Annotated in this window: 23 protein-coding genes and 2 riboswitches; of the genes, 12 read left to right on the top strand and 11 right to left on the bottom strand. The window is 46.3% G+C overall.

The features are described from left to right. Positions 1-39: 39 nt before the first annotated feature. The 5 genes from IRE19_RS00800 to IRE19_RS00820 all read right to left on the bottom strand — a co-directional run bounded on the left by IRE19_RS00800 (position 40) and on the right by IRE19_RS00820 (position 4,830). On the bottom strand, positions 40-1,245 hold the full coding sequence (locus IRE19_RS00800; RefSeq protein ID WP_203338970.1) for a M20 family metallopeptidase: 1,206 nt from the start codon (positions 1,243-1,245) through the stop codon (positions 40-42). Positions 1,246-1,268: 23 nt separating this feature from the next. Next, on the bottom strand, positions 1,269-2,102 hold the full coding sequence (locus IRE19_RS00805) for a MetQ/NlpA family ABC transporter substrate-binding protein (RefSeq protein WP_203338971.1): 834 nt from the start codon (positions 2,100-2,102) through the stop codon (positions 1,269-1,271). A gap of 40 nt (positions 2,103-2,142) precedes the next feature. Continuing rightward, positions 2,143-2,793 carry a methionine ABC transporter permease gene (locus IRE19_RS00810; RefSeq protein WP_203338972.1) on the bottom strand — a complete coding sequence of 217 codons (651 nt, stop codon included), beginning with the start codon at positions 2,791-2,793 and terminating at the stop codon, positions 2,143-2,145. Further along, positions 2,783-3,814: a methionine ABC transporter ATP-binding protein gene (locus IRE19_RS00815; protein WP_203338973.1), complete on the bottom strand. Its 1,032-nt coding sequence runs from the start codon at positions 3,812-3,814 to the stop codon at positions 2,783-2,785. Before IRE19_RS00815 ends, IRE19_RS00810 begins: the two co-directional genes overlap by 11 nt. Before the next feature lie 135 nt (positions 3,815-3,949). Further along, positions 3,950-4,064: riboswitch (SAM riboswitch) on the bottom strand. Positions 4,065-4,188: 124 nt separating this feature from the next. Beyond that, positions 4,189-4,830, bottom strand: a complete 642-nt coding sequence (locus tag IRE19_RS00820) for a glycerol-3-phosphate acyltransferase (protein ID WP_203338974.1) — start codon at positions 4,828-4,830, stop codon at positions 4,189-4,191. 134 nt (positions 4,831-4,964) lie between these two features. After that, positions 4,965-5,081: riboswitch (SAM riboswitch) on the top strand. Positions 5,082-5,181: 100 nt separating this feature from the next. On the opposite strand from IRE19_RS00820, the gene IRE19_RS00825 reads away from it, so the two are divergent. Then, complete coding sequence (locus IRE19_RS00825) at positions 5,182-6,474, top strand: O-acetylhomoserine aminocarboxypropyltransferase/cysteine synthase family protein (protein ID WP_203338975.1); 1,293 nt, start codon at positions 5,182-5,184, stop codon at positions 6,472-6,474. A gap of 12 nt (positions 6,475-6,486) precedes the next feature. Continuing rightward, the gene (gene metX, locus IRE19_RS00830; RefSeq protein ID WP_203338976.1) at positions 6,487-7,500 is read left to right on the top strand and encodes a homoserine O-acetyltransferase MetX; all 1,014 of its coding nucleotides are present in this window, start codon (positions 6,487-6,489) and stop codon (positions 7,498-7,500) included. Between the two features lie 62 nt (positions 7,501-7,562). Here the strand turns inward: metX and IRE19_RS00835 are convergent, their stop codons facing one another. After that, positions 7,563-7,793 (bottom strand): helix-turn-helix domain-containing protein, encoded by a 231-nt coding sequence (locus IRE19_RS00835; RefSeq protein WP_191715056.1) that lies wholly within the window; start codon positions 7,791-7,793, stop codon positions 7,563-7,565. Positions 7,794-7,897: 104 nt separating this feature from the next. On the opposite strand from IRE19_RS00835, the gene IRE19_RS00840 reads away from it, so the two are divergent. From IRE19_RS00840 to mbcS, 6 genes are all read left to right on the top strand, one after another. Continuing rightward, on the top strand, positions 7,898-8,773 hold the full coding sequence (locus IRE19_RS00840; protein WP_203338977.1) for an EamA family transporter: 876 nt from the start codon (positions 7,898-7,900) through the stop codon (positions 8,771-8,773). A gap of 142 nt (positions 8,774-8,915) precedes the next feature. Continuing rightward, positions 8,916-10,178, top strand: coding sequence for a mechanosensitive ion channel (locus IRE19_RS00845; protein ID WP_203338978.1), 1,263 nt, complete (start codon positions 8,916-8,918; stop codon positions 10,176-10,178). A gap of 425 nt (positions 10,179-10,603) precedes the next feature. Then, positions 10,604-10,873: a hypothetical protein gene (locus IRE19_RS00850; RefSeq protein ID WP_191715059.1), complete on the top strand. Its 270-nt coding sequence runs from the start codon at positions 10,604-10,606 to the stop codon at positions 10,871-10,873. Further along, positions 10,874-12,526 (top strand): solute symporter family protein, encoded by a 1,653-nt coding sequence (locus tag IRE19_RS00855; protein WP_225218436.1) that lies wholly within the window; start codon positions 10,874-10,876, stop codon positions 12,524-12,526. Positions 12,527-12,529: 3 nt separating this feature from the next. Beyond that, positions 12,530-13,096, top strand: a complete 567-nt coding sequence (locus tag IRE19_RS00860) for a YIP1 family protein (protein ID WP_191715060.1) — start codon at positions 12,530-12,532, stop codon at positions 13,094-13,096. A gap of 25 nt (positions 13,097-13,121) precedes the next feature. Then, positions 13,122-14,699, top strand: coding sequence for an acyl-CoA synthetase MbcS (mbcS, locus tag IRE19_RS00865; protein WP_203338979.1), 1,578 nt, complete (start codon positions 13,122-13,124; stop codon positions 14,697-14,699). A gap of 264 nt (positions 14,700-14,963) precedes the next feature. Here the strand turns inward: mbcS and IRE19_RS00870 are convergent, their stop codons facing one another. From IRE19_RS00870 to IRE19_RS00890, 5 genes are all read right to left on the bottom strand, one after another. Then, positions 14,964-15,599, bottom strand: a complete 636-nt coding sequence (locus IRE19_RS00870; RefSeq protein WP_191713448.1) for a response regulator transcription factor — start codon at positions 15,597-15,599, stop codon at positions 14,964-14,966. After that, a complete protein-coding gene (locus IRE19_RS00875; protein WP_203338980.1) occupies positions 15,574-16,620 on the bottom strand; it encodes a sensor histidine kinase in 1,047 nt (348 codons plus the stop codon). Before IRE19_RS00875 ends, IRE19_RS00870 begins: the two co-directional genes overlap by 26 nt. After that, entirely contained in the window at positions 16,617-17,315 is a 699-nt protein-coding gene (gene liaF, locus IRE19_RS00880) for a cell wall-active antibiotics response protein LiaF (RefSeq protein ID WP_203338981.1), read from the bottom strand. The genes IRE19_RS00875 and liaF overlap by 4 nt, the downstream gene beginning before the upstream one ends. A gap of 64 nt (positions 17,316-17,379) precedes the next feature. Next, positions 17,380-18,018: a PspA/IM30 family protein gene (locus IRE19_RS00885; protein ID WP_191713451.1), complete on the bottom strand. Its 639-nt coding sequence runs from the start codon at positions 18,016-18,018 to the stop codon at positions 17,380-17,382. A gap of 13 nt (positions 18,019-18,031) precedes the next feature. Then, positions 18,032-18,379 carry a lmo0954 family membrane protein gene (locus IRE19_RS00890; protein WP_203338982.1) on the bottom strand — a complete coding sequence of 116 codons (348 nt, stop codon included), beginning with the start codon at positions 18,377-18,379 and terminating at the stop codon, positions 18,032-18,034. 213 nt (positions 18,380-18,592) lie between these two features. Between IRE19_RS00890 and IRE19_RS00895 the strand changes: the two genes are divergently transcribed. From IRE19_RS00895 to trhO, 4 genes are all read left to right on the top strand, one after another. After that, positions 18,593-19,681 (top strand): metallophosphoesterase, encoded by a 1,089-nt coding sequence (locus IRE19_RS00895; protein WP_203338983.1) that lies wholly within the window; start codon positions 18,593-18,595, stop codon positions 19,679-19,681. Positions 19,682-19,695: 14 nt separating this feature from the next. Continuing rightward, positions 19,696-20,307, top strand: coding sequence for a DedA family protein (locus tag IRE19_RS00900; protein ID WP_191713454.1), 612 nt, complete (start codon positions 19,696-19,698; stop codon positions 20,305-20,307). Positions 20,308-20,382: 75 nt separating this feature from the next. Continuing rightward, a complete protein-coding gene (locus IRE19_RS00905) occupies positions 20,383-21,333 on the top strand; it encodes a 2-hydroxyacid dehydrogenase (RefSeq protein ID WP_203338984.1) in 951 nt (316 codons plus the stop codon). Between the two features lie 196 nt (positions 21,334-21,529). Next, positions 21,530-22,492, top strand: coding sequence for an oxygen-dependent tRNA uridine(34) hydroxylase TrhO (trhO, locus tag IRE19_RS00910; RefSeq protein WP_203338985.1), 963 nt, complete (start codon positions 21,530-21,532; stop codon positions 22,490-22,492). Positions 22,493-22,551: the final 59 nt, after the last annotated feature.

The raw sequence follows: 22,551 nt of genomic DNA on the forward strand, positions 1-22,551 counted from the left end.
ACAAATAAAAAAACGATGCCCCTTCAGGACATCGCTCCATTACATCTCTTGTTTTGCTTTCACGGCTTCGGCATGTGCAGCTTTCACCTGATCCAGAAGAACAGTTTCTGTCAGCAGGCGATAGCCGGTATGGGCCAATGCTTTAGCGCCTTTGATCAAAGCTCTGTCGCCATCCTCAGATTTAGCGGCTTCACGGAAATCTTCGGTGTGGGCAATCAAACTTTCAGGGCCAATTTTGATATAGCCATGGGCAGTGGGGACTTCATAGCTGATATTGCCGGCATCGGTGGAACCAAGGCCGGAAATGCGGGAATCTGCCACCGTCTCGCCTTGTGCTTCGAGTTCGCTGCGGACAACTGCATCCAAAGCAGGGGTGATGACCAAATCACGTACTTCATTCTGGAACCGTTCGATTTTCACGGTCGTACCGGTTGCCAGAGCAGCGCCTTCTGCAATCGCCCGGATCTTGCGGGCTGTATCCGATGTTTTCTTCCAGGAATCTCCGCGGATATAGAAACGGGCAGCCGCGTATTCCGGAATGATGTTCGGTGCATCGCCGCCATGGGTGATGATTCCGTGAACCCGAGCGTCAGAAGGCAATTGTTGACGCAATGCATTGATGCTGTTGAACAATTGCAGCACTGCATCCAACGCATTGATGCCTTCTTCAGGCGAGCCTGCTGCATGAGCTGGTTTGCCGTAAAAATGGAATTCCAAGGGATCGACTGCAAGAGAAGGGCCTGTGACAGCCGAATTTCCGGAAGGATGGAGCATCAAAGCAACATCAATGCCTTCGAGCAGGCCGTGTTTGACGAAACTGCCTTTGGCGCTGCCGTTTGGTCCGCCTTCCTCTGCAGGAGTTCCAAGAACAACTACACGGCCGCCGGTTGAATCTAAGGTTTCTGCGAGTGCGATGGCCGCAGCAACGCTGGTCGTTCCAATGATATTGTGGCCGCAGGCGTGGCCAATTCCAGGAAGTGCATCATATTCAGCAAGATAAGCAATTGTCGGACCGGGAAGTGCGCTTTCCTTGCTGGCAAAAAAAGCAGTGTAATGGCCGGCGACACTTTTATCGACGTTAAATCCAGCGTCTTCAAGCCGTTTAATCAATAACGAACTGGCGAAAATCTCTTGGTTGCCGATTTCCGGGTTTGCGTGGATCGCTTGGCTTGTTTCAATGTAAATCTCGCTCTTGGAATCGATGGACTGGGAAATGGATTGGGCTGCTTCCTTGATAAGTGTCATTGGAACTCCTCCTAAGTTAGGTTTTACTGGTAATCGACCAGTTCATCAACTGTCACGACAGTCGGAATCTGAGCGCCTTTTGTATGTTCGATGATGAAGTCAGCTGTGTCTTGTTCCTGATACAATTCAACGATTTTCAAATAAGCTTCATTATCGGCATCTTCCGCATTCGCGGCGATCAAGTTGATATAAGGGGTAGCTGTATCACTTTCACCGGCAATCGGATCTTCTGTCGGATTCAAGCCGGCATCAACTGCGACACCATTATTGATGACCGATCCTGCGACATCCGGCAAAGCACGAGGGGTATGGCCGGAAACCATCGGCATGATTTCAATGTTTTTCGGATTGTCGATGATATCTTCTGCTGTTCCGGTAAGGCCGGCATCTTCAGAAAGCGTGATCAACCCTGCTTCATCAAGCAGCAACAGGGCACGGCCCATGTTGGTGGCTTCGTTCGGCATTGCGATTTGGGAGCCTTCAGGAATTTCATCAATCGACTCATATTTATCGGAATACAGGCCCATCGGCGCAATTACCGTAGAACCGATCGGAACAATGTCGATATCGTGTTCTGTGACAAATTCATCAAAGTAAGAAATAGTCTGGAATGCATTCAAATCAAGTTCGCCTTCGGCAAGTGCCAGGTTCGGCGCGACATAATCAGAAAAGGTTTGAATCTCCAAATCGATTCCTTCTTTTTCTGCTTTGTCGGCAATGTAATCCCAGATAGTAGTATCGGAACCGCTGATGCCAAGTGTCACTTTCGTGTTTCCTTCCGAACTGCTTTCGTCTCCGCAAGCTGCCAAGACCAAAGCTGAAACTGCCAATAATGCGGATGCTGTAATTTTTTTCATGAGTAATTCCTCCAGTTTTTTTCTAGGTTGTTTTTATTTTTTAACTGCGTCTGACACTCCGTGATAATACATTCCCGAGCGATTGGACGCCTTGTACGAGTACGACCAAAATTGCGACGGTAATGAACATCACAAGCGTATCGAATCGTTGGTAACCGTAAGTGATCGCCAAGTCGCCAAGGCCTCCGCCTCCAATAGCGCCTGCCATTGCGGACGCTCCGATCAGGCCGACAATCGCAATGGTCAAAGCCAGAACCAGTGAACTCAAAGCTTCAGGAATGAGGAAGCGGAAAATGATCTGCATCGGCGTGGCGCCCATGGCCTGTGCTGCTTCAATTACTCCTTTATCGACTTCCAACAAGGAGTTTTCGATAAGCCGTGCAATATAAGGTCCTGCGTAAAAGACCAGTGGGACGATGGCGGCTGCAGTTCCGATGGACGTGCCGACGATCAGGCGTGTCAACGGAATGATGGCAACCATCAAAATGATGAATGGGACTGAGCGGAAAATATTGATGACGATATTCAATACTTTGGAAACCGGTTCATTTTCCAGCAGGTGTCCTTTGCGGGTGACCACCAGCAGGATGCCAAGCGGGAAGCCGATGAATAAGGAAAAACCGAATGCCGCGCCGGTCATGTAAATGGTTTCCCATAAAGCTTCTAAAATCTGATCGTAGTTAACGGACATAATCATTGACCTCCTCTATATCAATATTGCTTTTCCGGATAGAGGACAAAGCCAGTTGGATTTCGCTTGGTTCGCCGGCAAATTCGACAATCAAGTTGCCGTATGGAACGCCTTGCAACTCGGTGATGTTGCCGAACAGCACGTTCAAGTCAACTTTAAATTCACGCGAGACACGGGACATGAACGGTTGGCCGACGGAATTTCCAGTGAACTGCAGACGATAGATCGCGTTATCGCTTTGGGCATTGCGGATTTGCGCAAGCAGGGTTTCCGGAAGTTCGTCGTTCATGACGGAACGGACAAACCGTTGGGTGGTCGGCTGCTGCGGGTTTGAGAAAATGTCGAAGACGCTGCCTTGTTCGATCACTTTTCCTGCTTCAAGCACAGCCACTTTATCGCAAATTTCCCGGATAACTCCCATCTCATGAGTAATGAGCAGGATGGTGATGTTGTATTCTTTATTGATTTTGCGCAATAGGTCCAAAATCGACTTGGTCGTTTGGGGATCGAGCGCTGATGTTGCCTCATCGCATAACAGAACGGAAGGATTGGTCGCAAGTGCACGGGCAATGCCGATGCGTTGCTTTTGTCCACCTGACAGCTGGTCGGGGTATTTTTGTGCCTGATCGGCCAGTCCGACAAAGTCCAGCAGTTGCTTCACTTGTTCATCAATTTCATTTTTCGGTGTCTTAGCGAGCAGCAATGGCATCGCGACGTTATGGTAAACCGTTTTTGAACTCAACAGATTGAAATGCTGGAAAATCATGCCGATGTCCTTGCGGATGGTTCGGATTTCTTTGCTGGATAGAGTGGAAATATCTTTCCCTTGGATTAAGACGCGTCCTGCAGAAGGACGTTCAAGCAGGTTCACTGTGCGGATCAATGAACTCTTTCCGGCTCCGCTAAAGCCGATGACTCCGTAAATCTCGCCGGTTTCGACGGTCAAATCAATTCCGTTCAAGGCATGGATTTCTTGTTTCCCGGATTGGTAGGTCTTGGCGACGCCTTCGAATTGAATCATGGTGATTGAACCTCCTCATGCTGTAATGGATCTTATTAAATCGACGGTGTCTCACATTCTTCGGAGAAAATGGAAAAGGAGCCCTCTTTTTTCTCATCCATAAGAAAAAAGAGGGCTCCTGTTGAAACCATCTAATTCTCATCTTCCAAATGCTTTAGAGCATTTGCAGGAGTTGGCACAGTTTTTGCTTTTAAACAAATCTGCTGCCGAAACGTCTTAGGGCCTGTCCCTCGGTTTCTCTTGATAAGAAAGTGATGTATGCTATTCGATTCGTGGTTCTTACTTTATGGTGAAATAACAAAAAAGTCAAGGGAATTATTGATATTTATTTCACAATCTTTGAAATGAAGAAAATAATGAGTTTGGAACCGCTTTCAGACTGGATTTGTTGGTTTCTTTTTAAAAATGGAGGAAACTTTCTTCTCTTCTCCATTTTTTATTCGAATAATATTTTCGCTATGTTTCCATATGGCCATAGCAAATAAGGCACAAGCTGTCAGCAATGGCCATGGTCCGACGGCAGGACCAAAAGCGATAACAAAATAAACCGCGTAAAGGACCAGTACACCAATGACCAAATAATCCGTCGCAAGCGAAACACCGATGAGAAGTGCCAGGCCAACCAGCCCGAGCTTCCAGTCCAGTGCCAGCATGACACCGATCACCGAAGCCGTGCCTTTGCCGCCATTGAAGTTCATATAGAATGGGAAATTATGGCCGAATACGACACCGGCACCTATTATAAATAGAAAAGTCCAAATGATTTCGGGGGAAAAGGCACCCTTTTCCAGCAGAAAACGACAAGCTGCGACAGCGGCAAAGCCTTTAACAATGTCGATGAAAGCAACCAGCAAACCGTATTTCCAACCCAGCACGATGGCGGCATTGGAAGCACCGGAGTTTTTGACGCCTTCCTTTTTGACATTCACCCCAGATAAAAACTGTGCTGCTATGGAACCGTGCAAACAACCGATTCCATAGCCTGCGATAAACAACAGCAGAACCCATCCAAGCATATTCATTCCTCCTTCTATACTAGAAGATAACGTTTGGGAAGAAGCAAGGTTTCAAAATTTTTTGACTAATAGGGTTGACAAACCTTGTTAAAATTTTTATACTTCTCAACAAGACTAACAACCAAATCTAATAACTCTTATCAAGAGTGGCGGAGGGATAGGCCCTGTGATGCCCGGCAACCAACAGACGACCATGTCTGGAAAGGTGCTAATTCCTACAGAACCGAACGATAGGTTCTGACAGATGAGAGGAGGTAACTCCGTAATTTACGGCCCTCTTCTTAGCGAAGGGGGCTTTTTGCTGTTCTCTTCGGTGATCTTCATGAATAAAAAAATTAGGGGGAATAGAAAATGACAAACTTAAAACCAGAAACTTTATTGCTGCATGGCGGACAACAGGCGGATCCAACAACAGGATCGAGAGGGGTGCCGATCTACAAAACCACTTCTTATGTGTTTAAAGATACGCAGCATGCACAAGATCTTTTCGGTCTGAAAGACACCGGCAATATCTATTCACGCATCATGAATCCGACAGTTGATGTATTTGAACAGCGCGTGGCGTTATTGGAAGGCGGGACTGCTGCAGTCGCATTATCTTCAGGAATGGCGGCAATTGCGTTCTCCATTTTAAATATTGCTGAAGCAGGAGACGAAATCGTAGCGGACAGCAACCTGTATGGCGGCACTTATAATTTATTCGCCAATACGTTGCCGCGTTACGGCATTAAAACCATATTTGTTGATGCAACCAATCCTGAAAACTTTAGAGCGGCAATTACCGATAAGACAAAAGCGGTATTCGGAGAAATTATCGGCAACCCGAGCCTGAACGTTTTTGATGTAGAGAAAGTAGCGGCAATCGCCCATGAAAGCGGGCTTCCCTTATTGATTGACAATACATTTGCTTCACCATATGGCAGCAACCCGATCGAGTTCGGTGCTGATGTGGTCATTCATTCCGCTACAAAATGGATTGGAGGACACGGCACGACCATCGGCGGTGTTGCGGTGGATGCAGGAAAGTTCAATTGGGACAATCCACGTTTTCCAAATTACACACAACCGGATGAAAGTTATCACGGATTGCGTTTTGGCATCGATGTACCGGATGCTGCATTTGCGACAAAACTGCGTGTCCAGCTGCTTCGTGACTTCGGTCCTTCATTGAGCCCAGAAAGTGCACATGCCTTGCTCCAAGGACTGGAGACTTTGCACCTGCGTATTCCGAAACACAGCAGCAATGCTCAAATTGTTGCAGACTACTTGAAGCAGCACTCCCAAATCGAATGGGTCAACTTCCTTGGATTTGAAGATCATCCATCACATCAATTAGCTAAAAAATACTTAAAAAATGACGGTTTCGGATCGATTGTCAATTTCGGCATCAAAGGCGGACGGCAGGCGGGCCGCAAAGTAATCGACAGTGTGGCTCTCTGGTCCCATGTTGCGAACGTAGGAGATGCCAAGTCGTTGATCATCCATCCGGCTTCAACTACACATCAGCAGTTAAATGATGAAGAGCTGAAATCGTCGGGTGTAACGGAAGAATTGATCCGCTTATCGGTCGGTTTGGAAAATCCGGAAGATTTAATCGCCGATTTGGAGCAGGCCATTCAGGCCGCAGTTTTGGAAAACGTTTAAGGAGGGATTTGAATGGCGACAGTATCCATTGGCTCATTAACCCTGGATTCAACGAAGACGATAAATCATGTAGAGCTGGCATACGAACGTCATGGAGATGTAAATGCTCCAACTGTGCTGGTCTGCCATGCATTGACGGGCGATCAATATGCAATAGGATCCGAAGAAAACCCAGGATGGTGGGCAGGGTTAATCGGACCAGGCAAGCCGGTGGATACAGATGTTTTTCAAGTGATCACTTTTAACGTGTTGGGAGGCAGCCACGGATCGACAGGCCCACTGACCATTAATCCGGAAACGGGCCAACCATATCGTGCAGACTTTCCGACTCTGACGATACGTGATATGGTTCGCGCAGAATACTATGCATTGCAGAAATTGGGGATCAACCATCTTGCAGGAGTTTTGGGAGGTTCGCTTGGAGGCATGAAGGCCCTGGAATGGGGAAAACTGTACCCGGAATTTGTGGATGCAATTCTCCCCCTGGCCGTTACTCCCTACTACAGCGATTACGGTTTGGCTTTCAATCATATCGGCATTCAAGCCATAGAAAGCGACAGAGATTTTAATGGCGGAAATTATGAAAGCTCAGCTGACCTGAAAGGATTTCAAGTAGCCCGTATGGCTGGCATGGTCACATATCGCAGCGGGAATATGTTCAATCAGCGCTTTGGACGCAGCAAAGCCGGAGAAGAATTCAATGTGCAGTCTTATTTGAATTACCAAGGGAAGAAGTTGGCGGGGCGGTTTGATGCCAATAGCTACCTGTTGCTGCTGAAAGCAATGAACACACACGATATCGGAGAAACCATTCTTGATGTTCCGGTTTATGCTCTATCATTTACGCATGACTTGCTGTATCCGAGTGAATTGCTGGTTCCTTGGCTTGAAGAGCAAAAGGATGCGAGTTGGGAAATCATTGAAACCGAATTTGGCCACGATGGTTTTCTTGTGGAATTTGAAAAATGGGGCGGCTTTATCGAAGAAAAATTAAAAAGCTTATTAGTGCCAGAGCTTACACGCTAAGCGGGATTCGATGAAAAAGCACCTGAGGCGGGAATCCGATCCCACTTCAGGTGCTTTTTTAGTTAATCCTCGTCCTTGATATCCACATCGTCTGGTATCGGAGTGGCTCGCCATTCCTCCAGCGCTTGCTTGGCCTGTTCCAGCTGTTGAAAATGTGTTCCGAACTGAGAGGTGTTGATCATGTACTGCTCCCCATCATGGACTGCGCGAATACGGCCTTCCAATACGTAGCGATTGACTTGTTCTTCAGGCATGGATAAAAATGCGGCAGTTTCCTGGACTGTCATATACATGGGATCTCCTCCTCTTTTCTTTTATTATAATAGAAGAAGACAGCTATCTCAAACCATTGACGCCATGGTATGTTAGAAGAAGAAGTTCAAGAACAGGGGTGTTGATGTTGAATTATATGGCGTATTTATTGGTTTTGCTGGCTGCAATTTTATGGGGAACCACAGGTACAGCCCAGTCTTTTTTTCAAGGGGCAGTCCATCCGCTATCAATCGGCGCTTTTCGTTTAGCAATTGGCGGTTTTTCTTTACTGTTGTTCGTAATTGTAGCCAGGAAACTATCGGTCCGGACGATTCCATGGCCTGCCACTATTCTTGCAGCCGTCAGTATGGCGCTATTCCAACCTTTATTTTTTTCTTCAGTCCAGATGACTGGAATTGCTATCGGCACCGTTGTCACCATCGGAAGCGCACCTGTACTAACAGGATTGATCGAGTGGATAGCCTTAAAACGAAAACCTGACCGAATCTGGGGAAGTGCGACGCTTCTGGCATTAACCGGCTGCGTGCTGTTATTTGCCAATAAAGGCCAGCAACTGGTGGATCCGGTGGGCATCGCTATGGCTTTGGGCGCTGGATTTTCTTTTGCAGTTTATGCGCTGGTAAGTAAATCTGTTCTCAAGGCGATGGAGACTGTTTCTGCAGTCGCTGTGATTTTTTCATTGAGTGCTTGCTGTCTGCTGCCATTTTTATTGCTGTTTGATGTAAGCTACATAACCGTACCGCTCAATTTTTCTCTGATCATCTATTTAGGGATTGGAGCAACCAGTCTATCCTATCTGCTTTTTTCTTTTGGATTAAAGCAGATTCCCTCTTCTTCTGCAGTCACTTTGTCATTGGCTGAGCCACTGACAGCCGCTGTTTTAGGGGTAGTGGTTGTCGGAGAAGTGCTAAGTGGACTGTCGTGGCTCGGAGTCATGCTGCTTTTGGGCGGCATTTTGATATTGACGATCGGCAAGCGAAGAGAGGTTCCTGCTTCTTAAAAACCTTTCTTTGTGTTTTAAAAACCGTCCTTACGTGGACGGTTTTTCTTTTGGATGCCAAATAGCCTCATTGGAAGTTTAGGAGTGGAGCACTGAGGGGATAGTAACTAAAGATATAAAAAAATAAAAAGGAGTTGAGTATATGAACGATGTGGGCAATTCTTTCAGAGGAGTCGGCAACACGATCATCGATTATATTCCAAACGTTCTGGGAGCATTATTATTACTGCTCATCGCATGGATAGTAGCGACGATCGTTCGGGCCATTTTTACGAAAGGATTAAAAAAAGCAGGGGCAGACCGAGCTATGGTGAAAGGCCATATGGCTAAAACAAAAGAAGATGCGGACAGCAAACTGGATTCTATAGGGAAAATTCTTTATTACCTCATCTTTATCTTGTTTATTCCAAGCGTGCTGCAGGCACTGGACATGAACAATGTTGCACAGCCAATCTCGAATATGATGGACAAATTGTTGGCATTCTTGCCAAATCTGTTCATGGCTATCATTATTGTGGTCATCGGCTACTTTGTAGCCAAGTTTGTTAAAAATCTGGTATTCAGCCTTTTGACAGCGATCAATATCGATAAATGGTTCAACAAATTCACCAACAGAACTGGTGGTGCTTCGACAGGGACAGCGAGAATGGATGCTGGCGATAAATCGACATTGGCCAATGTTTTGGCAAATGTAGTTTTCGTTATCGTATTGATTCCTATCTTGACGATTGCATTGGAAACCTTGAATATTCGTTCAATATCTGAGCCGATCGTCAATATGCTTAACCAAGTATTGAACATGATCCCGAATATTTTTGTAGCGATCATCTTAATCTTGGTAGGTGTCCTGATCGCTAAATTTGTAGGCGATCTATTGATCAGCCTCTTGAATGGAACAGGCATCAACCGCTTTTCGACTTACTTGAATCCTGATAAAACCAAAACTCCAAGCTTTGATATTGCGAATATCATCGGCAAAGTGGTGCAGGCAATCATCATCATCTTCTTTACAGTAGAAGCGATGAATGTCCTGCAGTTGGATGTATTGAACGGCATCGGTGAAGCAATCATCGGTTACTTGCCATTGCTTATCAGTTCACTGATTATCCTGGGCCTTGGATTGATTGGGGGCAGCGTGCTTGGAAATTACATCAAGCAGGCTTCCGGCAACCGTTTCCTTGGAGCCATTGTCAAATACGCAATTATCATCATTGCTGTATTCATGACTCTTGATCAGTTGAATTTCGCAACCAATATTGTGAACTTGGCATTCTTGTTTATCATCGCCGGGCTTGCCGTAGCCTTCGCCATTTCCTTCGGTATTGGCGGCCGCGAATTTGCGAAGCGCCAGCTTGAGAAACTGGAAGCCAAAATGGATAAGGAAAATAACAAACCAAATCTATAAGTTGATTATCAAAACCCTGAAGGGCCATTGCTGCCCTTCGGGATTTTTTTATTCTCAAAAGCTTTTCCGCATAATTATTCGGTTTTATTATTTAATGGGAATTAATTCAACTATTTATAAGGCAATAAAAAGTATATTGAAATACAGAAAAAATCTACATTGTCTTAGAATATACATATTTAATGCTGTTTATACATATGTTATTAGTCTTTGAAAGAGAGTTGAAATAGCCTTTAGGAAAGTAATAATACTTCTGATATAGTTATTTAAATAATTTAAAAATTCTGTTGACTTGTTTTTATGCAAGCGGTTACAATCAAAGAAGTTATTATCTAAATAATATTTGAAGGGAGAGCAGCATTCTGCAGTTGAGCGAACGCTCAGTAGGGAGACTTAGAACAATCAAAACGAAATGGGGGGATACGATGAAAGCGTATAAAAAAGAAGTCCAATTCACCATTTGGATGACAGCTGCCTTTATTTTAGTAGGGAACGTAGGATTAGTCTTTTCCATTTTCCCGGTAGATGCTATGTTGCTTGGTTTTCCAGTTATGTACATCGTGCCGATCTTAATGGGATGGTTCGGCGTTTTCTTTTTGACGATTGTAGCTGGGAAAATCGGTAATCGCATCGATGATGAGATCGATAGTGAAAACGATGCGCTCGGAGTTTCCGACGAAGTAAAGGATGTGTAGATGATGGAAACAGAAAACTGGCAATTATCCAATCCGATTTTAGGGTTAGCAGTCGTGGGAGCAACATTTTTATTGTTCTATATCGTGGGATTTGTATCCAACCGAAAAAGTTCATCTGCTAAAGATCTTTACACAGGCGGCGGAAACGTCGGAGCTTTTACTAACGGATTGGCGATGGCTGCAACTTACATGAGTCTGGCGACTTTCCTTGGCATTACGGCCTTGATCCTCCAACTCCAGGTTCCATTCATCATGTTGTGGATTCAGCTGATTCTGGCAATACCGTTGATTACAATTATTTACGGGACAAGCCTTCGCCGGATGGGCGCTTTCTCGCCTACACATTTTATCCGTGACAGATACGGAGTGACAGCTTCCATCATTGCGGCTCTTTTCATGATTTTGGTTTCCATCATGTATGCACTCGGCCAGATGATCGGAATTGCCATTACGTTTGAAACGTTATTGGGTATTCCTTATTTAACTGGACTTTTTGTTTTTGGAATTATAATTGTCGGTTATATCACAATCGGCGGAATGGCCGGAGCAACAAACAACGCAGCGATTCAGATGGTTATCATTGCCTTGATGTTCATTTTGCCGCTTGGCGCCATCATGAAAGCGGTGGGAGCAACAGGCTGGTATTTCCCGCCGCTGTTCTATTCGGACATGGTTCCAGCGATGCTCGAATCTTTGCCGACGTTCTTTGATTACCAGTTCTCACCAAAATGGTATTTCTCCATTATTCCGGCACTGACAATCGGAGCTTTGGGCCTTCCTCACTTAGCGATGCGGGTTTACACAGCTTCTAATCTGAAAAGTGCGCGTTCGGCGATGGTCTGGTTCGCCTTTATTCTAGGTTTGGTTTTCTCGGCCACATACGCCATGGGCTTCGTTGGTGTTTATGCCACCGCCACTCAAGGTCTAGTCATTTCAGATGGAGATGCTGATAAATTGACGATTATCCTGAACTTGGTCTATAACCCGGAATGGGTGACAGCACTTGTTATTGCTGGGGCGATTTCTGCTGGACTTTCAACATTGAGCGGAAACTTGCTGGCCATTGGTGCCTTGATTTCACAGGACATTATCGCTACCTTAAAGCCGAATATTCCTCAGCGCTTAAGTCTGCGAATCGGTTTTATCGCGATTTTTGCCGGAGGATTGGTCAGTATCTTGCTGGCAATCCAACCGCCAGCTTTCCTGGTCGTCAGTATACTCTGGGCATTCGGTTTAGCAGGAGTTACGAATGCACCTTTGATTATCGTTGGAGTTTGGTGGAAAGAAGCCAATAAATTCGGAGCCATTGCAGCATCTGTTGTTGGTGGAGCCATCTACATCATCGTGTCTCCTTTCGTCTTTCCAAGCATCGTTTTGACGGGACACGGAGTGACGGACGGTATGGGCTTGTCCGGTGCCATGCTTGCTGTGCCGATCAGCTTTATCCTGCTGATTGTCGTTTCTTATATCACGAACCGTATGCCAGGTCTGCAAAGTAAATTGACTAAGCAATCGGATATTGAATTGATTGAACGCATCCACGGATGGAAGGATATCAAGTCGTATCGCTATAACAGTACGGTAGGCGCCGGAATCACGGTAGTCGTTTCTGCTGCTGTTGCGATTTGGGCATTGATGCCTTGGGGGATGTAGACAATGAAAGAAAGGGTGAGCAAAATGGTCGGGAAAATGGTTGCTTTGAATGATTCATCTTTTCGGTCATTTTTAGAATTGCCGAAAACCCAATGGGTGAGCAATCTGCTGCTGCTCATCGTTGGCATAGGCTATGGCGCGATTTCAATCGCGTCAAATGCCTCATACATAGCAAGTTTCGATTCTGCACTGCTGCAAAACTTCATTGTGCCGGCAATTTTCATTCTGTTTGGCCTGTTGATGGCTTTCATCACGAAAATCGGCTTGGCATTGCTGCTTTGGGCAGGATCCAAGGGACTTGGCGGAAAAGGGCTTTTGCGGGACATCAACAGAGCGGCTCCCGTCGCTTTATTGCCTGGCTTGCTCGGTGCTCCTTACTTGGCGGAAGCCGGGAATGGCCATCCATTGGTCTATGTGCTGTTGGCAATTGGTGTTGTCTGGATGTATCTGGTATGTGTGAAAATCATTAAAACCACGCAAAGTTTCACTGCTAAAAAGGCATATCTGGCAGCCTTGGCAGCCTTTGTTTTCTTAGCGAGTGTCTATTACCTGATCATTCCACCGGCATGAAGAAAAAGAGATAGGAGGCTGACATATGGATTTCAAAGATTTAATTGCTCCGGAGCAGTACAATATCACTTCGGAATTGGAGAAATATAAAGAAGAAAGCGACCGGTTGGCGATTCGCTGGCTGGACAGCGAAGGCAATCGTGAAGACCTGAGTTATAAAGAACTGGTCGGCAAGATGAATCAATACGCACAAGCTTTACTGAAGCTGGGCATTGAAAAAGGGGATCGGATGCTGATCATCCTTCCGCGGATTCCTGAAGCATATATCACGTATTTAGCTTGTCTGCGTGCTGGAATTGTCGCGATTCCATGTTCGGAGATGCTTCGAAAGAAGGATTTGATTTACCGGATGCATCATTCAGGAGCTAAAGGAATCGTGGCGCATTACAAAACCACTGCGGAAACCAATTCCATTGATGAAGAAGCGGCTGCACTGAGCAATAAATTGATTGTTGGGGGCATAGAAGAAGGATGGCAGTCTTTTGAGGAATTAGCAGAAAAGGAATCACCGGATTTCGACGCAGTCCCGACTCACCGGGAAGATATGGCCTTCCTGTCCTATACATCCGGAACCACCGGCAATCCGAAAGGCGTGGTCCACGTCCATGGATGGGGCTATGCGCATGTCCGGACAGCGGCAACAAAATGGCTGGGCGTCCAAAGTGGAGACGTGGTTTGGGCAACTGCCGCTCCAGGCTGGCAGAAGTGGATTTGGAGTCCATTTTTGTCGACGATTACATTGGGTGCAACAGCCTTTGTTTACAATGGGCCGTTTGATGCCTTAAAATATCTTGATTTATTGGAAAAGGAAAATATTAATGTCCTGTGCTGTACACCGACAGAATACCGGATCATAGCAAAAGTGGAGAATTTAGCATCATACAAGCTGCCGGCATTAAGGTCTGCAGTGTCTGCGGGGGAACCATTGAACCGTCAAGTCATCGAAGCTTTTCAGCAGGCATTCCATATTAACGTCCGTGACGGCTACGGCCAGACGGAAAACACCTTGCTGGTTGGAACGCTTCAAGATATGGAAGTAAAAGCTGGGTCGATGGGCAAACCGACGCCTGGCAATCCGGTTGACATCATCAATGATGAAGGACAGCCGACAGCTGTCGGAGAAGTGGGAGATATCGCGGTCCATCGCGATTGTCCGGCTTTGTTCCGGGAATATTACCGAGATCCCGAGCGGACGCAAGCGGCATTCCGCGGCGATTGGTATTTGACAGGCGATCAGGCGACGCGCGATGAAGATGGCTATTTCTGGTTTGAAGGAAGAAGTGATGACATCATCATCAGTTCAGGCTATACGATCGGGCCTTTCGAAGTCGAAGATGCATTGATGAAACATGAAGCCATTCAGGAATGCGCCGTCGTAGCAGCTCCGGATGAAATCCGTGGCAATATCGTCAAAGCCTACGTGGTACTCCGCAACCCGGACAATTTTAAAGACAAAGACGCTTTGACGAAGCAACTGCAGGATCATGTAAAAGAAATTACGGCGCCTTACAAGTATCCACGTGTCATTGAATTTCTGGATGAACTGCCGAAAACAGCTTCCGGAAAAATCCGCCGAGTGGAACTGCGCAAATTAAATGCATAATGAGAAAAGCGAAAGCGCCCATTTGAGGAACGTAAGCTAAAGGCGCGACTTCCTGCCGCAACGCTTACATGATCCGCATCCTGCGGACCTCTGCCGGGCATAAGACAGACCAGCAGTGTGGCGTTTTTTGCCACGCAGCTGGGTTGGCTTATGACCCAAAGAGCTGGGCGCTGGAGTCTGGACATTGAAAGAACAGCTGGAAAATTATATTTCTCTAAGTAAAGAAGCCGGACAGCGTAAAAGCTGTCCGGCTTTATTCATGGTTTATTTAGGTGGAGAAATCAGCTTATGCTGGAAGGCATAAATGACTGCTTGCGTCCGGTCATGGACTTCCAACTTGGCCAGGATGTTGCTGACATGGGTTTTGACGGTTTTGAGGGCGATGAATAATTGATCCGCGATTTCCTGATTGGTCAAGCCGCCTGCAAGCAGCAGAAGGATTTCCATTTCCCGTTCGGTCAAGTCATCGTGAAGGACGCGTTCATGGCGCATCTGTTTCATCATTTTGCTCATCACTTCCGGTTCGAGAACCGGTGTGCCGTTCATCGTTTCGCGAATGGAGTCGGCAATTCGTGAAGCTTTGGAAGTTTTTAATATGTAGCTGACGGCTCCCGCTTGAAGAGCCGGGTAAACTTTATCGTCGTCGAGAAAACTGGTGACGATCATGATCTTTGCTTCTGGCCATTGGTCGACAATGGCTTTTGTCGCTTCCGCACCATTCATGATGGGCATCACCATGTCCATCAAAATCAAGTCTGGGCGCAGCTCCAATGCCATTTCAACCGCTTCCTGGCCATTCGATGCTTCGCCGGCTACTTCCATATCCTTCTGGGATTGGAGATAAGCTGAGACTCCGATGCGGACCATTTCGTGGTCATCCACTAATAAGATGCGAATCATGGGCTTTCTTCCTTTCAATCGGAACTTTTACTTCCACAATCGTACCTTCGGAAGGGACGGAAACAATTTTGCTGGTCGCGCCGATTTCGATGGCGCGTTCTTCGATATGTTTCAACCCGTAAGAAGTTGATTTGGATTGTTCGCTTTCAAAACCGACGCCATTGTCCTGAATGCGCAAAATCGCAAAATTATCGCGCTCAATAAAAAGGATATGGACTTCGGTCGCTTTGGAATGGCGCAGTGTATTTGATAAAGTTTCCTGTGCAATGCGGAAAAGGTGGTCTTCTGCGCCTTTTTGTAGAGGTACTTCTTCCAGTTTGTGCTCGATTGTAAAATAGACTTTTTCCTTTAATTCACTGACCAGTTCAAACAGCCCCTGGCGCAGGCTCTTGTCATGCAGGGCGGCAGGACGCAAATGCAAAAGCAGTGCACGCATTTCAAGTTGTGCCTGCTGGACCATCTTCTCCGTCTGCAATAGGCCGGGCTGCACATCTTCGTTTTCAGTCATGGAAGACAGCAGCATGGAAGCGGCAAATAATTGCTGCGATACGGAATCGTGCAATTCCCTGGCGAGCCGCTGGCGTTCCATGATCAGGCGTTCCTGGATGATTTGATCCTGTGTTTCTGCCCGTTCATTGGCGAGGCGTGTCAGGCTTTTCCGTTGTGATTCCAACAGTTTCTGCAGCTTCAAGATGGAGCTGGATAAATTGCGCGGCAAGGTTTTCATTTGAGCTGCTTGGACGACTGTCTTGTCTTCATTGCGCAGAAGGGCTTGGAAAATTTCTTCAATCTCCTGAACTTTTGCCCGTGATAAGGACTCGGTCCACCACGAGATGCCGACAGACAACGCCAGCATCAAGACAAGCAGCCAAATGCCCAAAGGCAGGCCAGCGATAAAATCTTCCCACAAGACGGACCAGCTGTTGACCGTTGGCAGACCGAGCAATGCAAAAAGGATGCTGAAGACGATCAATGCGAATAACAATATGAAAAACAGGCTACGGGGCAGAATCTGTTTCATCTGCGGATCACCTCGACATCTCCCATCCATGTAGTGACGGAAATGATCAATTCGACTTTACTGCCCTCATCTGCGGGATAGCCGTCTTCCGCATGGATCGTGCCATTCACAATCCGTTGTTTGTTTCCAGTGAAAAACCGGGCTTCTCCCAGGAGTGTCGAATAGAAGATGCGTACAGGAACTTCATAAGGCACGACAACCTGGACTTTCCCGAATCCTTGACGAATGGAAACTAATGAGGTCTTTTTTGGTAATACGGTGTGGGTGGTATCGACCAGGATATCCCCGATAAAGCCTTGTACATGAATATCTTTCCATTCATAGGACTCGATCGGTGTGCTTTGGGCGGACATGACTTTGTTTTGGATTAACCCTTTATCAGTAGAACCGTAAAGAGGCGCGGTCTGCAGCCACTCTTCGCCTTTCCATAAACGAAGCAGGAGGTAGATGGCCAGTCCGAAAACCATCAGCCGCAAACTCCACATCGACAGGATGGAAACCCCGATGAGAAAAGCACCTGTCCAAAAATAAGAACGCCGGTATTTCACATTATTTCGCAACGCATAATAGATGGTTCCGATACCAAGAAGAATCAAAAACACACTGCCGTTTCCAAAGAAGGCAGCTTCTACGAATATCAATAATAAAGCGCTCAACAGAAAAAACGCTTGCCTGTTGGTTGAAAAATGCTGCATAGCTTTTGCCTCCTTCTTTGTATCAGAAAAAATGAGAAGAAGAAAAGCTTCTTCTCATTTCAGTTTAAACAATTTCTTTGTGGTTTGCGCTATTTTTTTCTAAAGATTCAAGGCGGCGTTCCATTGCCGAACGTTCGTGGCGTTCTTCAACTTTAGCGCCCAGTGTTGTGATATAGGAAGCCATGTCATCGAATGAGCCGATGCGTTCGGCGACGAGCTCAGGGCTCAGTACTTTATCCATCTGATGATGAGCACGTGTTGCATTTTCCTTGCCCATCAATTGCAGCTGTTTCACTTTCATGTCTTTCACTTTATGCTTCATTTCCTCGTAACGGTGTTCAAGGCCAGTGAGTTCAGCGATGTTTTCATCCAGGTTTTGCTGCAAAGTCTTGACGCGGTCGCTGTAAGCCTGCACTTCCATTGCGGCAAAATCAGCAAGGTCGGATTCGCCGGAAGCTTGCGCCAATTCCAATTGGTTTTGGCGTTTGTCGAGCATAGCAGATGCTTCAGCCAGTTCTTTCTCCAGTTTACCATTGAGTTGGGACTGGCGCTCTACCCATTTTCCTGTAGCCGTTGTCTGATTTTCGGCTTCTGTGATGTAGCGGTTTAATAATGCGAGCGGATTTTTTTCCTCTTTCTTTGCAACGACCGCATCCAGGTCAGTTGCGACGGCAAATTTGAAACGTTCCCATAAAGTTGTCATATTCGTTTCCTCCTTATTTGTTTAATTTATTCCATTGCTGTTCAAAGTTCGTAAATGGATCGCTTTCTTTCACGGCTTCAAGCGAAACGCTTTGGCCATTCCATTGGCGGTAGATCATCCACAAGCCAGCCAGTGCAGCGACGCCGATCAATGCGGGCACATTCGAGATGGCTGCAAGTCCGCCGATGACGCCAACAAACGCCCACCAGAATTTCGCCAATGCCGTGGTGCTTCTTAAGTAATAATGCACCCCCGCATAGACAATCACTAACGATACTGCCAGTCCGATCATGGGGCCCAAGTTGGAAAGTGCGACGATTCCGGCAATGATGCCGAGAGTAGTTAACCAAAATTTGTTCATCTTTTTTCCTCCTCTCAATTTCTAACCTAATCATACTAAGCGAGCGTGTTTTCCAATACGGTCTCTGACTGCATCTTTTACTAGGACCTGAGGCGTAGAAGCGTCTAAGTACCGCAAATTGGAAGGTGAAGTGCTATACTATTTTCTACTCCAATAAATCATTAACCATTTCAAATGGGGTCTATTTTATAAGAAGAAAGAGGGGGGTCCTCTATGAAAATACTGGCTGGCATCGGTGGTGCCTTATTGGTATATACATCACTCGTTGCGTATCTTGGCTGGGCAGTCTATAGCTGGCTGGCCAGTTTTTGGGAAGGGGCGAATCCATGGGTTTTTGCGGTTCTGTGGCTGGTTGTTGCCTATAGTTACATCATCGGGCGAATTGGACACAAGTGGTTGAGTTTCACGATTCTGGGTTCCTATTGGTTCGCATTTTTACAGTATGCGATCCTGGTGATTCCGGTTGCGAATGTCCTCGTACTGGCAGTTGAGTTTATGGACGATGTGTTCATTATCGGCAGTGCTGCTGCGATAATATTGCTGGTGATATTTATTGTGGGCACTTATTTGGCTTATAGTCCGGTTGTCCGGAACCTGGAAATCACAGTAGATGGAAAAGAAGCCGACCCTTTGCATATGGTCATCGGCTCCGATTTTCACCTGGGAGTTTTATCAGGTAAAAGCCATTTGCAGCGTTTTGTGGACAAGACCAATGCGCTCGATCCGGATGTAGTGTTTTTAGCTGGTGATCTCGTGGACGATGATCCGGTCTGGTTTGCCCGCTATGGCATGGGTGAGGTAATGGCGCAATTGCAGCCTTCACTTGGTGTTTACGGAGTATTGGGGAACCACGAATATTACGGCAAAAAAATTCCTTTGCTGGTAAGGCTGATGGAAAAATCGGGAGTAAATATATTAAGAGATGAAACTATTCTTGTGGGAAATCGTTTCTATTTGACGGGGCGTGAAGACCGGACGAACGGCAAGCGCCATCCGCTGGCTCAGCTGAAGCCGGAAAAAGGCGGAATGCCGTGGATCATCATGGACCATACACCTTCTGATCTGAAAAAACCGGTGGAACTAGATGCCGATTTCCATATGTCAGGCCATACCCACAAAGGACAGATGTGGCCCAATCATTTATTGACAAGAAGGATTTTTGAATTGGATTACGGGTATCGGTTAATAAAGAAGACGCATTTCGTGGTATCTTCGGGTTTCGGCTTTTGGGGACCGCCTTTGCGCATTGGAAGCCGCTCAGAACTATGGTCGGTGAAAATGAATTTCCGGCCTTCTTCGTAAAAAGGAGTGTTTAGATGGAAGATTGGATTACATCAGTCATGTCGGATTATGGCTATTTCGGCATCTTTCTGCTGATTATGCTGGAGAATGTTTTTCCGCCGATACCGTCAGAAGTGATTTTGACGGTCGGTGGATTTATGACCACAACGACAACGATGACTATACCGGGAGTGATCATGGCCTCGACTGCCGGATCGGTTGTGGGTGCAGTTGCTTTATACGGTGTCGGTTTGTTGCTGGACGTGGAGCGATTGGAAAAAATCATTGATAAGTACGGCAATTGGTTGCGTGTGAAGAAGTCTGATATACATAAAGCAGATGCCTGGTTCGACCGCTTTGGAATATGGACAGTGTTTTTCGGACGGTTAATTCCTTTAGTGCGCAGTCTCATTTCAATTCCTGCAGGGATGTCGAATATGAAATTTTGGCTATTCTTAACTTTTACGACTCTTGGCACCTTGATCTGGAATACGGTATTGGTGTTTGTCGGAGAAGCAGTAGGCGATAATAGAGAGCAAATCATGCATCAATTGGAACTCTACTCCAACGTAGTCTATGTTTTGATAGCATTATGCGGGATCGCGGCTATTTGGTATTATTTTAAGAAGATTAGAGCACGCAACTAACAGGAAACTGCTGGCAATTGCCCGCAGTTTTTTTAATTGCTATAATCAGGGCATAACAGAGGATGGGGGATTTCTATGAAGCCGATTGTATTCATCACGCAAAAACTGCCAGATCAGGCAGTAGCTGGATTAAAGGAACAATATGAAGTCCGGATGTGGCCGGAAGAAGACACCCACGCACCACGCGAAAAATTGCTCGAAGAAGCGAAAGAAGCGCATGCGCTTTGGACGATGCTGTCCGACCAAATCGATAATGAAGTATTTGAAGCAGCACCTAACTTGAAAATTGTGAGCAATCTGGCAGTTGGCTATAACAATATTGACTTGGAGGCAGCCCGCAAACATGGTGTGACTGTCACAAATACACCTGATGTCTTGACGGAAGCTACTGCAGACCTGACCTTTGCTTTAATCCTGGCAACAGCCCGCAGAATCATTGAAGCGGAAAAGACGGTTCGCTCAGGTGAATGGAAATCCTGGACCCCAATGGGGATGACGGGACAGAATGTTGGCGGGGCAACGCTTGGAATCATTGGCATGGGACGTATCGGCGAAGCGGTGGCTCGCCGTGCGCAAGGATTTGGCATGGACGTCCTGTATCATAACCGGACGCGCCGAAGCTTGGAAGACGTGCGTTATGCCGGATTCGAGGAATTGCTGAAGGTTTCGGATTATGTAGTGATCTTGACGCCGCTGACACCGGAAACTGAAGGAATGATCGGAGCGGATGAAATAGCTTTGATGAAAGAAACCGCTTCTTTGATCAACGTTGCCAGAGGCGGCATCGTCGATGAAACGGCTTTATACGAAGCGTTGAAAGACAATAAAATCTGGGGCGCGGGCCTCGATGTTTTTGAGCAGGAACCGGTGCCGCTGGATCATCCGCTGCTGACATTGCCGAATGTTACGGTATTGCCGCATATCGGCAGTGCAACGATTCAGACCCGTCTGGAGATGATGGCACTGAATGCCGAAGCAATCAGCGCTTGTCTGGAAAGCCGGCCGGTGAAAAATAGGGTCTGCTGAAAGCCAGCAGAAACAGGCAGCTATTATTCAGCTGCCTTTTTTAGTACGAAAAATCGAAAATGAGTTGTCGAAGTTGGATAAAGCGTCTTTCCTGCGGAAGGAGAGTTGAAGTTTGCCGTTATTTATTGTAAAATGATTGAGGTTTTTGCTGTCTTTTTGGCAACGAATCAAATAGAAGAAATAGGAGGTATGATTCATGCAAAATCATACACACAACGTCTTACTTTATTATTTATATACACCCATTGAAGATCCAAAAGCTTTTGCGGCTGAGCATTTGGCGGCATGCAAGGAGCTTGAGCTGAAAGGGCGTATCCTTGTTTCTGAAGAAGGAATCAATGGTACATGTTCAGGAACTATTGAACAAACTGAAGCTTATATGGAAATGGTGAAAAGCGATTCACGCTTCTCAGACATCGTTTTCAAAATTGATGCTGCTGAAGGCCATGCATTCAAGAAAATGCATGTTCGTGCGAAAAAAGAAATCGTTCACCTTGGACTTGAAGAAGATATCAATCCAAATGAACTGACAGGCACTTACTTGGAGCCGGTTGAATTTTACAAGCAGATGCAGCAGCAGGACACTATCGTCTTGGATGCGCGCAATGATTACGAATACGATCTTGGGCATTTCCGCAACTCGGTCCGTCCGGATATTGAAAACTTCCGTGACCTTCCGGAATGGATCCGTGACAACAAAGAGCAATTCGAAGGCAAGAAAATTTTGACGTATTGTACAGGCGGCATCCGCTGTGAAAAATTCTCAGGCTGGCTGAAAAAAGAAGGCTTTGAAGATGTTGCTCAATTACATGGCGGTATTGTCACTTACGGTAAAGACTCTGAAGTGAAAGGCGATCTATGGGACGGACAACTATATGTCTTTGATGAGCGTATTGCCGTGCCGGTAAACCAGTTGGAGCACGTCGTTGTCGGAAGAGACCATTTTACAGGTGAACCTTGTGAACGCTATGTAAACTGTGCCAACCCTGATTGCAACGCGAAGATTTTAGCTTCCGAAGAAAACGAACATAAGTACATGCGTTCATGTTCAGATGAATGCCGTGAACACCCGCGCAACCGTTATGCTTTTGAGCATGGATTGACCGGGGAACAAGTACAGGCACGTCTTGATGCATTGAAAGAAACAACAACAATCTAATACAAAAAACGCCTCCATATTTTGGAGGCGTTTTTGTATTGCGTGGAAATCTATAGTCC

Origin of the sequence: Planococcus beijingensis (genome assembly GCF_016820615.1) — a bacterium.
Classification (GTDB): Bacteria; Bacillota; Bacilli; order Bacillales_A; family Planococcaceae; genus Planococcus; species Planococcus notacanthi.

What these genes read in the sequence shown, in the direction of transcription:
- IRE19_RS00800 (WP_203338970.1), bottom strand. Translation starts at nt 1,245, where the DNA reads ATGACACTTATCAAGGAAGCAGCCCAATCCATTTCCCAGTCCATCGAT.
- IRE19_RS00805 (WP_203338971.1), bottom strand. Translation starts at nt 2,102, where the DNA reads ATGAAAAAAATTACAGCATCCGCATTATTGGCAGTTTCAGCTTTGGTC.
- IRE19_RS00810 (WP_203338972.1), bottom strand. Translation starts at nt 2,793, where the DNA reads ATGTCCGTTAACTACGATCAGATTTTAGAAGCTTTATGGGAAACCATT.
- IRE19_RS00815 (WP_203338973.1), bottom strand. Translation starts at nt 3,814, where the DNA reads ATGATTCAATTCGAAGGCGTCGCCAAGACCTACCAATCCGGGAAACAA.
- IRE19_RS00820 (WP_203338974.1), bottom strand. Translation starts at nt 4,830, where the DNA reads ATGCTTGGATGGGTTCTGCTGTTGTTTATCGCAGGCTATGGAATCGGT.
- IRE19_RS00825 (WP_203338975.1), top strand. Translation starts at nt 5,182, where the DNA reads ATGACAAACTTAAAACCAGAAACTTTATTGCTGCATGGCGGACAACAG.
- metX (WP_203338976.1), top strand. Translation starts at nt 6,487, where the DNA reads ATGGCGACAGTATCCATTGGCTCATTAACCCTGGATTCAACGAAGACG.
- IRE19_RS00835 (WP_191715056.1), bottom strand. Translation starts at nt 7,793, where the DNA reads ATGTATATGACAGTCCAGGAAACTGCCGCATTTTTATCCATGCCTGAA.
- IRE19_RS00840 (WP_203338977.1), top strand. Translation starts at nt 7,898, where the DNA reads ATGTTGAATTATATGGCGTATTTATTGGTTTTGCTGGCTGCAATTTTA.
- IRE19_RS00845 (WP_203338978.1), top strand. Translation starts at nt 8,916, where the DNA reads ATGAACGATGTGGGCAATTCTTTCAGAGGAGTCGGCAACACGATCATC.
- IRE19_RS00850 (WP_191715059.1), top strand. Translation starts at nt 10,604, where the DNA reads ATGAAAGCGTATAAAAAAGAAGTCCAATTCACCATTTGGATGACAGCT.
- IRE19_RS00855 (WP_225218436.1), top strand. Translation starts at nt 10,874, where the DNA reads ATGATGGAAACAGAAAACTGGCAATTATCCAATCCGATTTTAGGGTTA.
- IRE19_RS00860 (WP_191715060.1), top strand. Translation starts at nt 12,530, where the DNA reads ATGAAAGAAAGGGTGAGCAAAATGGTCGGGAAAATGGTTGCTTTGAAT.
- mbcS (WP_203338979.1), top strand. Translation starts at nt 13,122, where the DNA reads ATGGATTTCAAAGATTTAATTGCTCCGGAGCAGTACAATATCACTTCG.
- IRE19_RS00870 (WP_191713448.1), bottom strand. Translation starts at nt 15,599, where the DNA reads ATGATTCGCATCTTATTAGTGGATGACCACGAAATGGTCCGCATCGGA.
- IRE19_RS00875 (WP_203338980.1), bottom strand. Translation starts at nt 16,620, where the DNA reads ATGAAACAGATTCTGCCCCGTAGCCTGTTTTTCATATTGTTATTCGCA.
- liaF (WP_203338981.1), bottom strand. Translation starts at nt 17,315, where the DNA reads ATGCAGCATTTTTCAACCAACAGGCAAGCGTTTTTTCTGTTGAGCGCT.
- IRE19_RS00885 (WP_191713451.1), bottom strand. Translation starts at nt 18,018, where the DNA reads ATGACAACTTTATGGGAACGTTTCAAATTTGCCGTCGCAACTGACCTG.
- IRE19_RS00890 (WP_203338982.1), bottom strand. Translation starts at nt 18,379, where the DNA reads ATGAACAAATTTTGGTTAACTACTCTCGGCATCATTGCCGGAATCGTC.
- IRE19_RS00895 (WP_203338983.1), top strand. Translation starts at nt 18,593, where the DNA reads ATGAAAATACTGGCTGGCATCGGTGGTGCCTTATTGGTATATACATCA.
- IRE19_RS00900 (WP_191713454.1), top strand. Translation starts at nt 19,696, where the DNA reads ATGGAAGATTGGATTACATCAGTCATGTCGGATTATGGCTATTTCGGC.
- IRE19_RS00905 (WP_203338984.1), top strand. Translation starts at nt 20,383, where the DNA reads ATGAAGCCGATTGTATTCATCACGCAAAAACTGCCAGATCAGGCAGTA.
- trhO (WP_203338985.1), top strand. Translation starts at nt 21,530, where the DNA reads ATGCAAAATCATACACACAACGTCTTACTTTATTATTTATATACACCC.